The sequence below is a fragment of the Haloferula rosea genome (assembly GCF_016595525.1).
In the GTDB taxonomy this organism is placed as follows: domain Bacteria; phylum Verrucomicrobiota; class Verrucomicrobiia; order Verrucomicrobiales; family Akkermansiaceae; genus Haloferula; species Haloferula rosea.
The window spans coordinates 1-12,307 of the sequence record NZ_JAENII010000015.1; the positions used below are offsets into that span (position 1 = coordinate 1).

14 protein-coding genes are annotated in these 12,307 nt (G+C 62.3%); 5 read left to right on the forward strand and 9 right to left on the reverse strand.

Going from position 1 to position 12,307, the window contains the following annotated elements:
- The first annotated feature begins 234 nt into the window (after positions 1–234).
- Positions 235–861: a TVP38/TMEM64 family protein gene (locus tag JIN81_RS16255; RefSeq protein ID WP_234045112.1), complete on the forward strand. Its 627-nt coding sequence runs from the start codon at positions 235–237 to the stop codon at positions 859–861.
- A 9-nt stretch (positions 862–870) separates the two neighbouring features.
- Here the strand turns inward: JIN81_RS16255 and JIN81_RS16260 are convergent, their stop codons facing one another.
- Together JIN81_RS16260 and JIN81_RS16265 are read right to left on the reverse strand one after the other, a co-directional pair.
- Complete coding sequence (locus tag JIN81_RS16260) at positions 871–1,287, reverse strand: VanZ family protein (RefSeq protein ID WP_200282335.1); 417 nt, start codon at positions 1,285–1,287, stop codon at positions 871–873.
- Between the two features lie 11 nt (positions 1,288–1,298).
- Entirely contained in the window at positions 1,299–2,762 is a 1,464-nt protein-coding gene (locus JIN81_RS16265) for a DNA recombination protein RmuC (protein WP_200282339.1), read from the reverse strand.
- Between the two features lie 116 nt (positions 2,763–2,878).
- Here JIN81_RS16265 and JIN81_RS16270 point away from each other — a divergent pair, with 116 nt between their 5' ends.
- From JIN81_RS16270 to JIN81_RS16285, 4 genes are all read left to right on the forward strand, one after another.
- On the forward strand, positions 2,879–3,499 hold the full coding sequence (locus JIN81_RS16270) for a superoxide dismutase (RefSeq protein ID WP_200282342.1): 621 nt from the start codon (positions 2,879–2,881) through the stop codon (positions 3,497–3,499).
- Positions 3,500–3,645: 146 nt separating this feature from the next.
- Complete coding sequence (locus JIN81_RS16275; RefSeq protein WP_200282345.1) at positions 3,646–4,098, forward strand: outer membrane lipoprotein; 453 nt, start codon at positions 3,646–3,648, stop codon at positions 4,096–4,098.
- A gap of 25 nt (positions 4,099–4,123) precedes the next feature.
- Positions 4,124–4,312 (forward strand): DUF4250 domain-containing protein, encoded by a 189-nt coding sequence (locus JIN81_RS16280; protein WP_200282348.1) that lies wholly within the window; start codon positions 4,124–4,126, stop codon positions 4,310–4,312.
- A 154-nt stretch (positions 4,313–4,466) separates the two neighbouring features.
- Positions 4,467–5,567: a hypothetical protein gene (locus tag JIN81_RS16285; RefSeq protein WP_200282351.1), complete on the forward strand. Its 1,101-nt coding sequence runs from the start codon at positions 4,467–4,469 to the stop codon at positions 5,565–5,567.
- An 83-nt stretch (positions 5,568–5,650) separates the two neighbouring features.
- On the opposite strand, the gene JIN81_RS16290 is transcribed toward JIN81_RS16285, so the two are convergent.
- From JIN81_RS16290 to JIN81_RS16320, 7 genes are all read right to left on the reverse strand, one after another.
- On the reverse strand, positions 5,651–6,766 hold the full coding sequence (locus tag JIN81_RS16290; protein ID WP_200282354.1) for a redoxin domain-containing protein: 1,116 nt from the start codon (positions 6,764–6,766) through the stop codon (positions 5,651–5,653).
- 59 nt (positions 6,767–6,825) lie between these two features.
- On the reverse strand, positions 6,826–7,353 hold the full coding sequence (locus JIN81_RS16295; RefSeq protein WP_200282357.1) for a hypothetical protein: 528 nt from the start codon (positions 7,351–7,353) through the stop codon (positions 6,826–6,828).
- Positions 7,354–7,372: 19 nt separating this feature from the next.
- Positions 7,373–8,524 carry an ABC transporter permease gene (locus JIN81_RS16300; protein WP_200282360.1) on the reverse strand — a complete coding sequence of 384 codons (1,152 nt, stop codon included), beginning with the start codon at positions 8,522–8,524 and terminating at the stop codon, positions 7,373–7,375.
- Between the two features lie 3 nt (positions 8,525–8,527).
- The gene (locus JIN81_RS16305; RefSeq protein WP_200282363.1) at positions 8,528–9,676 is read right to left on the reverse strand and encodes an ABC transporter permease; all 1,149 of its coding nucleotides are present in this window, start codon (positions 9,674–9,676) and stop codon (positions 8,528–8,530) included.
- Positions 9,673–10,356: an ABC transporter ATP-binding protein gene (locus JIN81_RS16310; protein ID WP_200282366.1), complete on the reverse strand. Its 684-nt coding sequence runs from the start codon at positions 10,354–10,356 to the stop codon at positions 9,673–9,675. Before JIN81_RS16310 ends, JIN81_RS16305 begins: the two co-directional genes overlap by 4 nt.
- Positions 10,353–11,720 carry an efflux RND transporter periplasmic adaptor subunit gene (locus tag JIN81_RS16315; protein ID WP_200282369.1) on the reverse strand — a complete coding sequence of 456 codons (1,368 nt, stop codon included), beginning with the start codon at positions 11,718–11,720 and terminating at the stop codon, positions 10,353–10,355. The genes JIN81_RS16310 and JIN81_RS16315 overlap by 4 nt, the downstream gene beginning before the upstream one ends.
- Before the next feature lie 98 nt (positions 11,721–11,818).
- Positions 11,819–12,214, reverse strand: a complete 396-nt coding sequence (locus JIN81_RS16320; RefSeq protein WP_200282372.1) for a hypothetical protein — start codon at positions 12,212–12,214, stop codon at positions 11,819–11,821.
- Positions 12,215–12,307 lie beyond the last annotated feature (93 nt).

The window sequence follows — 12,307 nt, forward strand, 5'->3', positions numbered from 1 at the left end:
GATGGTAGTGGGGCGATAGGCCCTGTGAGAGTAGGTCGCCGCCAGGTCTATGCCCGGTATCTTCAGACATGAAGATACCGGGCTCTTTTTTGTACGCTGGTCGGGTGTTTGTGCGTCTGTTTGGATGAGGCATTGTATTGGCAAGTCCTGGATGTCGTGCGACGACTGGGCCGTGTCCGCTAACCCGTCATATGGTTTGAACGCATGAGGTTGTTTGGATGGTTTTTCGGGCTGATGGCCCTGGTTCTCGCATCGTGGATGATCTGGGGCGGAGCTTGGGAAGCTCGCTTTTCGTTGGAGGGTGCGGTGAATGAGCTGGATGCCGCTGGATCCTGGGCGTGGGCGTGGGGGATGGGGCTCCTGGTGGGAGATGTGGTCCTTCCGATACCCGGCACGGTGGTGATGTCGGCCTTGGGCTGGATCTATGGTCCGCTTGTCGGTGGGTTTCTTGCAGCGCTTGGATCAACCTTGGCCGGGTTGATCGCTTATGGTCTGTGCCGGTTGTCGGGAGATCGTGGTGCGCGGTGGATTCTCGGTGAGAAGGATCTTGATCGGGGGCACCGGATGTTTGAGAGGGCTGGGGGCTGGATTGTCTTCCTCTCGCGCGCCCTACCGCTTTTGCCGGAAGCGGTTGCATGTACGGCCGGTCTCGTTCGGATGCCTTTCAAGAAGTTCCTGATTGCGCTGATTTGCGGAAGTTTCCCGATGGGCTTTGTGTTTGCCTGGGTCGGGGCTACCGGGCGCGAGTCCCCGAGTCTCGCTTTTGGGCTAAGTCTCGGACTGCCGGTGCTGCTCTGGGTGGCGTCCCGATTGCTCAGCCGCCGTTTCGAGAAGCGGATTGAATCGGGGGACGAGTCTTAGCAGGCTGGATCATGGAACCGACCGATCACCCTTGGGATCTCGAGATTTTGGGGAGCGTGAGGTGACGAAAATTGCGATCCACCCGAAGCTGAGGGCGCCGGCGACCCCGAAGACAAAGTCGCTCAAGGAAAGGGTCCTCTGAGGGAGAAAGCCTTGGGAAATCTCCTCGAGGGCGATGATGGTGACGAGGACCGCCATCACGCGGATGAACGCGGTCTTTCGTGGAAGTCGCAATCTTGGAGTGATGGCGGCGACGGCAAGAAAGCCGAGGATCCCCATCAGGATGAAGTGGCCGACCTTGTCATGGTAGGGGATCTGGCCGAAGAAGGCGAAGAACGGTGCGCCCAAGCCTGCGTTCTTGAGGCTCACGATGGTCACCATGAAGGCTCCGAAGAGGATCAGCATGGTGTTCCAGATCAAGCGCATGGCGATGGGGCTTACCCGAGGGCCGAGCGAAGATCCGAAGCGGCCGAGCTGGCTTTCTGTCGTGATTCGTCTTCGTCTTGCTTGCCGGTCTCGGCCATGGGCAAGCGCGCTGTGCGCTCCACCGTTTCAGTGGCAGCGAGACTTTCAGACTCAGGAGCCGCTTTGAGGGTTTCGAATTTCCGGGCAGTGGTGAGGACCCGGGTTTCGTAGGAGCCAACTGCCGAGTTGAAGTGTCCGACGGCGGAATCCAGCGAGCGGCCAAGCTGTCCAAAGTGTCCATTCAAGACGCCAAGTCGCTCGTGAAGGGTCTTGCCGAGGGCGCAGATCTCGCGGGCATTGTCGGCGAGGGATTCCTGACGCCATCCGTAGGCGACCGCGCGTAGGAGCGCGATCAAGGTGGTGGGAGTAGCAAGGATGACGCCTTGGTCGACGCCGGATTCGATCAAGCCGGGGTCGCTCTGTAGGCCCGCGGAGAAGAATGCCTCACTGGGGAGGAACAGTACGGTGAACTCCGGTGCGTGTTCGAACTGGGCGCTGTATTTCTTCGACGCGAGTTGGGCGATATGGGTGTGGATCTGCCGGGCGTGACGGGCAAGCGCAGCCGAACGTTCGGCTTCGTCACCGGCCTCCACGGCGTCGAGATAGGCGTCCATCGGCGTCTTGGAATCGACGACGATGGTCTTGTCTCCGGGGAGTTTGACGATGAGGTCGGGGCGGAGACGCTTGCCTTCGTCGTCGGTGGTGGTCGTCTGCGTCTGGAAATCGCAGTGCTCCTGCATGCCGGCCATCTCGACGACCCGACGGAGCTGGATTTCCCCCCACTGACCCCGTCCGGTGGGTTGGCGGAGTGCCTTGACGAGCTGGGAGGTCTCCCGTTGCAGGCCGCTCTGGGCTTCGGCCATGGCCCTGACCTGGGTCTTCAGCTCGGCGTAGGCGCCTTCCCGTGCTTTCTCGAGTTCTCCGATCTTTCCTTCGAATCTCCCCAGCGTGTCTCCGACCGGCTTGATGAGTTGCTCGATGGCGGATTGGCGTTTCTCCAGATCTCCCCTGGCCTCGGCCTGCTGCGCTTGGAGCGACTGCCTGGCCATTTGGAAGAATTGTTCGCTGCTCGACTTGAGGGCGTCGGCGGAGAGCGCCTTGAAGGTGTCTGAAAGGCGGGCTTCGGCGCGCTCGAGGAGCTGTTGGCGCTCGGCCGCGGATCGCAGTTCCTGTTCGAGCCGGGTTTTCAGTTCGGTGGCTTGCAAGCGGAGGCTGTCGGCATTGCGTTCCGCTTCCTCGGCAAGGGCGGTGGCCTGCATCAGCCGGGCTTCCAGCTCGGCACCGCGGCGGGACTCCGCCTTCAGCTGCTCTTCGATCCTGCCGCGTCGCGATCCGGCGATGAGCGCCGAGACCATCCAGCCAAACAGGATTCCCCCCAGAACACCGATGAGCCAGGGCCAGAGCTGGCCGGTTAGTTGAATTTCGAGTGCCAACATGATCAGATTGTTGCTTGCCGAGCGGTCAGGGCGCGCCATCGTGATGTCGCGCAGCCGCTGGCGCACTTCGGACTAGCGGCAGCTGCGACTGAACGCAAACCAAACCAATTCTGATCATGGCCCATTCTCTTCCCGAACTCGGATATGCATACGACGCCCTCGAGCCGCACATTGATGCGCGCACGATGGAGATCCACCACTCCAAGCACCACAATGCTTACATCACCAACCTGAACAACGCCCTTGAAGGCAGTGGCCTCGAGGAAAAGTCGCTCTGTGAGTTGGTCGGTGACCTCGGCAGTGTGCCTGAAGGCATCCGTGGAGCCGTGCGCAACAACGGTGGCGGCCACGCCAACCACAGCTTTTTCTGGAAAGTCATCGCTCCCGGTGGTGCCTCGGCTCCATCCGGTGATCTCGCGGCCGCCATTGACGCGGCCTTCGGCTCCTTCGATGCCTTCAAGGAAGCATTCGCCAAGGCGGGTGCGACCCGCTTCGGTTCCGGCTGGGCATGGTTGGTGAAGAAGGAAGATGGCACGGTCGGCGTTTGCTCGACGGCCAACCAGGATTGCCCGTGCATGGGCGAAGAGATCGCAGGTTGCTCCGGCAAGCCACTGCTTGGTCTCGATGTCTGGGAGCACGCCTACTACCTGAACTACCAGAACCGACGTCCGGATTACATCGCCGCATTCTGGAATGTCGTGAACTGGGATGTCGTGGCCGAGAACTTCGCAGGCTGAACCTCGACGTGTTTTTTCCAGCGGCCGCCCTGTTGTGGGGCGGCCGCTTTTTTGTGCGATGGTGGGTGGAGTGGGTCGATCTACGTAGGTCTTCCGGGCAATATTCGTTGTCGCTTTCTCGCTTCCGGGGCCACTGTCCCGGCGACATGAAAATGCTTCTTCCTCTTCTGATGCTTCCGGCATTCCTCGGCTCCTGTGCGCAGCAACCGCTGACCGGGGACAACTACTCACGAAGTGAAGTCGGCACCCCTCAGTCGGTCCGCACCGGCAAGATCACCTCCATTCGGAACGTGAATCTCGAGGGCAGCAGGACCGGGGGAGCGATTCTCGGTGCGGTGGCAGGGGGGTTCCTCGGTAATCAGGTGGGAGGTGGATCCGGTCAGGATGCAGCGACCATCGGGGGAGCGGCTCTGGGTGGTGCTGCCGGGTCCCATGCGGGCCGTGCGATCAACAATCGGCAGGGGCTGGAGATCACCGTGCGCCTTGATGAAGGTGGCAGCCTGTCAATTGTCCAGGAGGTCAGCAAAAACGAGTCCTTCGCCGTTGGAGAAAGGGTAAGAGTGCTCGACAATGGACGCCGTGCCCGGGTGACTCACTGAGTTTACGCTGCACACTCCAGGCATCATGAATTTGAAGTCTTTTCAGACCATGGATCCGCACCTGCTGGTCGGTCTGATCAACACCGAATTGCGCAACCAAGCCGAGTCGCTCGAGGACCTGGTGAAGACTCATGGCATCGAGGAAGAAGCCTTGGTGTTGCGCTTGGCAGAGGCTGGGTATGTGTATCAATCGGGCCAGAATCAGTTCCGTTAGGTCGTCCGGGCAGCCTGCATGGGGGTGCCGGCTGGCCCGCCAGCGCTGGTTTTGGCTCGGCGATGAAGCCTGGCGGCGGTAGCTTGCTTGAATGGTCCCATCGGTGATCAGTAAGTCGGCATTGGCGGAAGTGTGTGGGACCAAGCTTTGCAGCATGTCGGCCTGTCTCTGGTTGTCAGTGGCTGCCGTGCTGACGGGAGCGGCCCGAGGGGATGGTCTGCCCTTGGACCGCGTGCCCGTGGCAGGTCAAACCGGGCCTTCGTGTGGATTCTTCGCGAATGTGCCTGCAGTCACGTTGGCGACGGGCGTGGATATCTACCCTTCGAGGTCCTTCATGCGGTCGGTTTACGGGCTCCGTCGGGGTGATTTCCGCTACCAGCGGTCGTTCGACAAACGGATGTTCTTCGAGCTGTTTTCGATCCCCTATGAGGTTGTCGAATTGGAGCATGAGCCGCAGCGGGCGGCCGCCCTGAAACCGACGCTTCGCAAGCTGGTGAGCGAGGTGTTCGATCCCGGTTTGGCGGCTGGGAAAGTCTATTCGCTCCGCGTGGTTGGTGTGTTCGGCGGGCCCCACAATGCGCTGCTCTTCGGAAAATCGGGGGACCGGTATGTGGTCCACGACCCCTATCCGGGGCGAATCAAGAAATTGACGGTGGATGAGTTGATAGAGTTCATGATGGTGCGTTCCACCACGAAGGCCAACCGTGGTAAGGAAGTGTATGTGACCCACTTCCTTGAGGCGGATGTTTCTGATCGATCTCATGATGGGCTGATCCCAATCACGCGGTTTCCAGCTGAGTTGAAGCTCGGTCTGACCCCGGGCCAGCGGCAGAGCTTGGTGTCGGTGTTTCGCTCTGCGGCAGGAAATCCCAGACCCGCCAAGCTGGCGGATCGGGTTCGCCATTACCCTGACCTCGACTTTGCGGTTCTCGATGACTCGGATGATGGGACGAAGCTGCGCAATGTCATCGGCGGAGAACTGGAGCCGGATGAGTTGGCAGGCGTCCTCCACCTTGCGAAGTTCACCATGAACACGTGGCATCTCAAGAGACGCCCGCTTCTTGCCGTGGTGTTCATGGAAGGTCGCCCTTGGGTGATGGTGGGCTACGAGCCGCTGGAGGAAGGTGCCAAGGACCGTCCGACCCTGGTGTTTGATGATGGCCGGGAAATCCGTGGGCTCCCGGTGTCCCGGGCGCTGGAGTTGATCCACGCCGACGGAGCCTGTTATGGGACCATCAAGGTGAATTGGGAATGAGGGTCCAGGTCGGACTGTTAGTCCCACTCCGGTCGGGCAGGTGACCTGTGATCGGGAAGACTGGCAAGGGGCTGCTCTGAGCCTCAGGGTTGTTGCTTTTGAATGCTTTGGAACATTTCCCACGCCGAGCGCTCGACCCAGTTGTGGGCGAGTTTGCCGTCGCGCATCTCCCAGATGGCGATGCCTGTGAACTCGATGGGCTGGTGGTCCGCCTTGGTTCCCAACACGCCTCCATTGTTGGCTCTGGCGATCCAGCGGCTGACGACCCGGTCGCCCTTCTCACTCGGGAAAATCTCGCGATTCTCGAGTCGCAGTCCTCTCGCCTTGGTTTGGAAGTTCTTCACCCATTGCTTGAAGGCGTGGCGCCCGGTGACGTCGCGGCCTGCCGAGGTGATGACGAAGTCCTCGGTCATCAGGTGATCGATCAGGTCGAGGTCGTAGGGTGGGTTCCAGGTGTTTTCCCAGAACTGTTGGACCATGTGGGTGCCGCTCGGGCCATCGCGCAGGGCTTTCAGTGCATCAAGAATCCGTGATGGCTCGGCACGTCGGCGGTAGTCCGCATCGACGAAGGCGTAGGTGATGATGCCGGATTGTGAAACAAGGTAGGTGGCCGGCAGGGGGAGGCGATTGGCGGCTTCGGCCCCACTTCGTTTGATCAACTCGAATTTCTCTTCGTAGCGCTTCGCCGTTTCGTCGTTCAGTCGGAAAACCAATCCGTATTGCTCGGCCACCTGATGGTTGAGGTCCGTGAGGACATCAAATCCGAGCTTCATGTCCTTGGTGGTCTCGGTGGTGACTTGTGGCAATTCGGGAGTGAGTGCCATGAGTTGGGCGCCGAGTGATTCCATCTCGTCCCGGGTGTCCGCCAGTGCGGCCAGGGTGATGTTGCAGTAGGGGCACCAGGCGCCGCGATACCAAGTGAGGACGACTGGGCCGTGTTCGAGTCGTTCGCTCAGGCGGACATCTTCACCGTCCTGATTCTTGATGGAGAAATCGGGGGCGCGGTCGCCCACCTTGAGCACTTTTTCATAGATGCCGGACTCCTCCAGTTCGCGGAGGGCGCGGTTCTGGCTCGCCAACAGTTCGGCTGGGGCCTGATCGAGAAACGCGTCTTTCCGGGCCTCGAGCGAGTCGTTCAGGCTCTGGGCACCCAAGGCGCCAGCGAGCAGTGTTGCGGTGAGGAGGACTTGTTTCAGCATCGACCAGCCTCGCCTTGCTTCGGGTGCTTGCAAGGGGAAGCTGGTGATGGGTTCGTCGGTTACTCGACGATCTGGATGGCCGTTGCGTTGACGATCAAACTGGCTGCGCTGGATTGTTCGGCCACCTCTCCTTTGACGAGGATCCTGGAGAGTTTTTCAAGGCCTTCCACGCCTTCGAGACCTTCTTTCAGAGTGCGTCCATCCTCTCCAACGACCTGAATGGTGGCGGTGCCTTCGCGGAAGGCTTCCTTGGAATCACAGCATGCATCCCAAGGGGTCTTGCACCCGTCGTCCGCCCGTTCGTTGCAGGGGGTCAGCTTGTCCCGATCGCCGAGAACAAAGGCGGCCCGGCCTTCGACGAAGGGCTCGGAGGCTCCCATGACTTGCCCTTTCAATACCACAACATCGCCCGGTTGGACGGTGGTTCGGGCGAGGTGGATGGGGCTGGCTTCGTCGGGGATGCGATCCACGAATACGGCCTTCAGCTCCGGAGAGGTTTCGGGCGTTGCGGTGACGGTGGTGTCGGATTTTTCGCTGCAGGAGACGAGTCCGGCGGCGAGAAGTGCGAGGATGATGGTTGGTTTCATATCGATGTTGGAGTGAGGTTTAGGAGGATCTCAGGGCGACGGGAAGTGCAGGTTTGAGGCAACGGATGGCTGGTGGCAGGGCACCGAGCAACCCGAGGAAGCAACCCGTCAGGATTCCGGTCAGCGCGACCGAGGGACTGATCTTCATGGCGAAGGTGCCGATGGAGAACGGGACCACCAGTCCGTCGAGAGCGAGCAGGGCGACGACGGACGCGACAAAGGCGCCAGTGAGGCAGGCGAGCGTGCTTTCCTGGATCAGGCTTGTCAGCAGTGCACCGCGTCCGAACCCGATGGCCTGCAGGGTGGCCATTTCGCGGATGCGTGAGGCGAAGGCGGCGTAGAGGGTATTGAGTCCACCGAAAAGGGCTCCGATGGCGATGAGGCCGGCGGTCAGCCACGTCATGGCGCGGAGCGGGGCAAAGAAGGAATTCAAGCGAGCGTAGTAGTCGGACTCCCGCAGCGCGCTGAGCTCCAGGTCGAGTCGTCTTTTCGCGAACAGATCGGCTTCGGCGAAGTCGTCGGGGTCGTCGAGCCGCAGGACGACGCATGACACCGAGTCCCGCTGGGCCATGACGCGGAGGTCACCGATGGGCAGCCACACTTCCGATTCCATGACGGTGCCAGGTGCGGCGAAGATGCCGGAGACGGTGAGTTCCTGATCCTCGAGGAGGAGCGTGGCGCCGGGGCGCAGCGCGGTGGGTGAGAGCTTCATCTGTCGCCATGCGAGACGGCCGACCATGACCTCGCCGGTACGCGGGTAGCGCCCCTCGGTGAGTTGCACCTCGGGGTGGGTGAGCAGGGCGGTCGGTGTGACGCCGCGGAACAGGGCCTGGGCTTCGCTGCCACCGGGGAAACGGGCCAGCCCCATGTAGTGGATCTCGGTGGAGACTGCGCGGGTGCCCATGACTTCCGTGACACCCGGGATTTCGGAACCTGCGATGCCGGCTGCCTGCTCGGCGACTTCGCTGCGTTGCACGCTTTCTTCGGAACCCGCACCGAGCAGGATGACATTGTGCGGTGACCCGGAGGCGGCGAGCACCTGCTTCATGCCCTGGTTGATCGCCAGCGCCCCCATGACCAGCAGCACGACCATGGCGGAACCGCCGACTGTCTGAAGGAGGCGTGCCTTGTCGCGGAACAGATTCCGAGTCGCGTATGAGAATGGAAGCATGATTCAGCCTTTGAGACTTTCGACGATGGGCTGGCGCATCGTGCGCCATGCCGGCCAGAGCGAGGCGAACAAGCCGAGGAGCAGAGCCGCGGCGAGGCCGGTGATGACGACGACTCCATCCGGTTGGATGGCGAGCGTCTGCCCCTCATTGCCGAGGGTGAATGACTGCCAAGCGAGGAAGCCGGTAGCCAGAGCGACGCCGAGCACGCCGCCCATGAGTCCTAACAGGGCGCCCTCGCTCATCACCAGCCAGGCGATCGCCTGGCCGGGGTAGCCGAGGGTTTGGAGGACGGCATTCTCCTTCACCCGGCCGCGCACGATGAGCAGCACGGCATTGGCGATCAGCCCGCCGACGGCGAGCACGGCCCCGATTCCCAGCCATCGCGTGAAGCCGATCAACTCGATCAACTCTGCGGCGGTCTCGGCAAAGAATGCCTTCTCCGGGCGGGTGTTGGTCGGTTGCTGGTCGCTGTGAAAGCGCTGGTCGATGGCGGTTGCGACGGATTCGAGCTGGTCGGACGAGTCGACGCGCACGTTGAACTGGGTCACGATTCCCAGGCCGGTCTTCGATGCTTGTTGGAGGAAGGGGAGGCTGACGTAGGCAACGTTGTTGTCCTGCGGGAATGGCGAGCGGATGATGCCCGCGACGTGCACGGTCACCCCGGCGGCCACGAATCGGTCACCGGGTGACAACCCGCGCCGTTGGGCGAAGACTTCACCGAGCAGGGCGCCGTCACTCCGGCGGTTCCATTCCTCGAGGCTGCCTGCGATGACTTCAATCTCGGGAGCGTAGCTGGTCAGCGCGCCTTCCGGGACGCCGCGGAAGGTGATGACATCGAGTGAGGCCCCGCAGTTGTTCACGACGACTTGGATCGGGACGACTTCGCGCACGCCGTCGATGGTACGGATCTCATCGGCGTAGTGTTCAGGAAGCCGGCTGGTCGAGGGACAGAAGCGGTTCTCGCGATAGACGACCAGGGTGGTGTCGGCCGCGGTGGTTTGGGTCGCGGTGGCGAGCGAGCGCTGCATGGTTTCGACGGCGGTGAAGAGGAACATGCCGGAGGCCACGCCAAGCACGGTGAGCCCGGTCCGCAATCGATGGCGGACCAGTTGCTTCCACGCGAGGGAGAGGAGATTGACGATGGCGGTCATGGCTGGGTGATGAGCAGGCCTTTTTCAAGGTGCAGGGTGCGGTCGGCGGCATCGGCGGCGCGGGGGTCGTGGGTGACCATGACGATGGTCTTCCCGTGCTCATGGGCGAGGGCTTGGAGCAGCTCGAGGATGCGGGTCGCGCTCTCGCGGTCGAGGTCTCCGGTCGGTTCGTCGGCGACGAGCAGTTTGGGATCCGCCACCAGGGCGCGGGCGATCGCCACGCGTTGTTCCTGTCCGCCGGATAGCTCGGTCGGACGGTGGTGCATGCGGTCGCTGAGCCCGACGAGTTCGAGTGCGGACTCCACCTTCTCGCGTCGTTCGCTCTTGCTCATGGAGTCGAGCAGCAGCGGCAACTCGACGTTCTCGAAGGCGGTGAGGATGGGTACCAGGTGATAGAGCTGGAAGATGTAGCCGATGTTCCGCGCCCGCCAGCGCGTGAGCTGTCCGCGGGAAAGGCTGCCGATTTCGCTCCCGGCGATCTCAAGGGTGCCCGATGTGGGTGAGTCGATCCCGGAGAGGAGATTGAGCAGGGTGGTCTTGCCGGACCCGGATGGTCCCATCAGGGCAAGGAACTGGCCTTCGGGCACCTCGAGGTCGAGGGCTTCCAATGGGGTGACGGTGGTACTGCCTTTCTGGTAGGTCTTGGTCAGGCCACGGCAGAGGATCATGGGTTGGCTCATGGCTGGATGGGTTGGACTCGTTGTTCGCTGCGCAGGCCGGATGGGTCGAGGACGACCCGGGCTCCCGGGAGGATTCCGGCTTCGATCTTCCGCATGCCGTCGCGGGTGCTTCCGAGGACGACCTTGTGGGGTTTGACCCGGTCACTGTCGGGGTCGACCACCCAGACCTGTTCGCCATCCACGGCTGCTTCGGGAACCCACAGGGTGATCCCGCGGGTCGGTGTGGCCGTGGTGGTTGAGGCTTCGTGGAATTCCACTCGACAGAGCATTTCCGGGCGCAGGGCGTCGTGGGGGTCTTCGATGACCACCTTTGCCTGCAGGGTGTTCCGCTGGATGTCGGCTTCGCCGACGATGCGGGTGACCGATCCGCGGAAGGATTGGTCGGGGAGCAGGTTGCAGCGGATGGTGGCGGGCTGGCCGACGTGCAGTCGGGCGGCATCGGCAAGTGGGACATCCACACGGACCTGGAGCTTTTCGGGGTCGTAGAGGATGGCGACGGTCGAGCTGTCGGGGTCATCCATTCCGAGCATGCGTTTCTGGCCCGGGGCGGCGAGCAGCCGCAGGATGCGTCCGCGGATGGGTGCACGGATTTCGGTGCGGGAGAGGGCGAGTTCGGCCTGGTCGACGGCGACCTGTCCGGCCTGGATCATGTGTTCCATCGAGACGGTTTCGTAGGCGAGTTCATTGAACTGGGCGGCGATCTGGGAGACTTTGGATTCGGCGGCGGTGACCAGGGCACTCACGCGTTCGTAGTCGAGCCTGGCATCGACGATGTCCCTTTCGGAGACGGCGCGGGTGCCACTGCGCTCGAGTCGGTCGAGTCGGTCCTTGGCGGCATTGCGCACGGCGATGGCGGATTTCACCTGGGCCTGGATGCCCTTCATTTCCTCGATGGTGCTGGTGATGCCCGCGCAGTGAGCATCGCGGCTGGATTCGCGACGGCTGAGTTCCTGCCGTGCGGCGGCAAGAGCGAGTTCGTTGTCCTCGGCGATCAGGGTGGCGATGAGGTCGCCTTTCTCGACGAGCTGTCCTTCGAGGACATGGACTTCATCGACCACGCCATCGATGAGGGCGGTGGCCTTGACGCTCCATGGGTCAGGCTCGACCCAGCCGGTGGCCTGGAAAAGGACCGCGCTGTCGGTGTCCACGGTGGTCGGGGATGCGGCGGAGGTTTCACCTGGCACGGCGATGGCCTGCGCGATCTTCACCTCGGTGGCGGGAAGCAGGCGGTCGCGGAAAAGGGTGATGAAAAGGAGGGCGAAGCCGAGCAGGATACCGAATGGCAGCATCCATGCTCGCGAGCGGCGCGGCGGTGGAGCGCTGTCGCGGTGACGGCTGAGTGAATCGAGAGTGGAAGTGGTCATGGACGAATGGAAGACAGGTGGCTGCGCTTCGAGAATGCAGCGTGAGATCGCGACACGAGGACGCGGTCAGGTGAAGGCGACGGGAAAAAAGCGTCGCTTCAGAGTCTCCACACGCCAAAGGCGATGCGAACGGGGTCCCCGGTCGGTGGGGAGCAGCCGGAGGGGCGGCAAAGGGCCAGTTGATGCGCCATTGGAACCACGACGAAGTCGGCCGTGGTCACGACGGGGAGTGGTGCGGCAAGCGGGACGGGAAGCTGTGAGGCTTGGGGTTCCATGCCTTCCGGGATGCCGGAAACCAACACGCAGCACTCGGGCTCACCACAGCAGTCGGAGGCATCGGCCGCCTGGGGATCGCAGCAGGTGGCCTCTTCCTGGCAGCAAGGATCTGCCAGGGAGGACTGGGGACCGAGGCACAGGCACACCGGCATGGCTGCCGCGGGCAGATAGAGCCCGAGGAGCATGAGGAGTACGAGTGCTGTAGCCTTCCGAATCATGGCGCGGCGGTAGACTAAGCGTGGAAATTCGGGATTTCAAGCCGTGTGATGTCGAGAGCGTGGGGCTCAGCCTGTGACGATGCATGACACGGT

What these genes read in the sequence shown, in the direction of transcription:
- JIN81_RS16255 (WP_234045112.1), top strand. Translation starts at nt 235, where the DNA reads ATGGCCCTGGTTCTCGCATCGTGGATGATCTGGGGCGGAGCTTGGGAA.
- JIN81_RS16260 (WP_200282335.1), bottom strand. Translation starts at nt 1,287, where the DNA reads ATGCGCTTGATCTGGAACACCATGCTGATCCTCTTCGGAGCCTTCATG.
- JIN81_RS16265 (WP_200282339.1), bottom strand. Translation starts at nt 2,762, where the DNA reads ATGTTGGCACTCGAAATTCAACTAACCGGCCAGCTCTGGCCCTGGCTC.
- JIN81_RS16270 (WP_200282342.1), top strand. Translation starts at nt 2,879, where the DNA reads ATGGCCCATTCTCTTCCCGAACTCGGATATGCATACGACGCCCTCGAG.
- JIN81_RS16275 (WP_200282345.1), top strand. Translation starts at nt 3,646, where the DNA reads ATGAAAATGCTTCTTCCTCTTCTGATGCTTCCGGCATTCCTCGGCTCC.
- JIN81_RS16280 (WP_200282348.1), top strand. Translation starts at nt 4,124, where the DNA reads ATGAATTTGAAGTCTTTTCAGACCATGGATCCGCACCTGCTGGTCGGT.
- JIN81_RS16285 (WP_200282351.1), top strand. Translation starts at nt 4,467, where the DNA reads ATGTCGGCCTGTCTCTGGTTGTCAGTGGCTGCCGTGCTGACGGGAGCG.
- JIN81_RS16290 (WP_200282354.1), bottom strand. Translation starts at nt 6,766, where the DNA reads ATGCTGAAACAAGTCCTCCTCACCGCAACACTGCTCGCTGGCGCCTTG.
- JIN81_RS16295 (WP_200282357.1), bottom strand. Translation starts at nt 7,353, where the DNA reads ATGAAACCAACCATCATCCTCGCACTTCTCGCCGCCGGACTCGTCTCC.
- JIN81_RS16300 (WP_200282360.1), bottom strand. Translation starts at nt 8,524, where the DNA reads ATGCTTCCATTCTCATACGCGACTCGGAATCTGTTCCGCGACAAGGCA.
- JIN81_RS16305 (WP_200282363.1), bottom strand. Translation starts at nt 9,676, where the DNA reads ATGACCGCCATCGTCAATCTCCTCTCCCTCGCGTGGAAGCAACTGGTC.
- JIN81_RS16310 (WP_200282366.1), bottom strand. Translation starts at nt 10,356, where the DNA reads ATGAGCCAACCCATGATCCTCTGCCGTGGCCTGACCAAGACCTACCAG.
- JIN81_RS16315 (WP_200282369.1), bottom strand. Translation starts at nt 11,720, where the DNA reads ATGACCACTTCCACTCTCGATTCACTCAGCCGTCACCGCGACAGCGCT.
- JIN81_RS16320 (WP_200282372.1), bottom strand. Translation starts at nt 12,214, where the DNA reads ATGATTCGGAAGGCTACAGCACTCGTACTCCTCATGCTCCTCGGGCTC.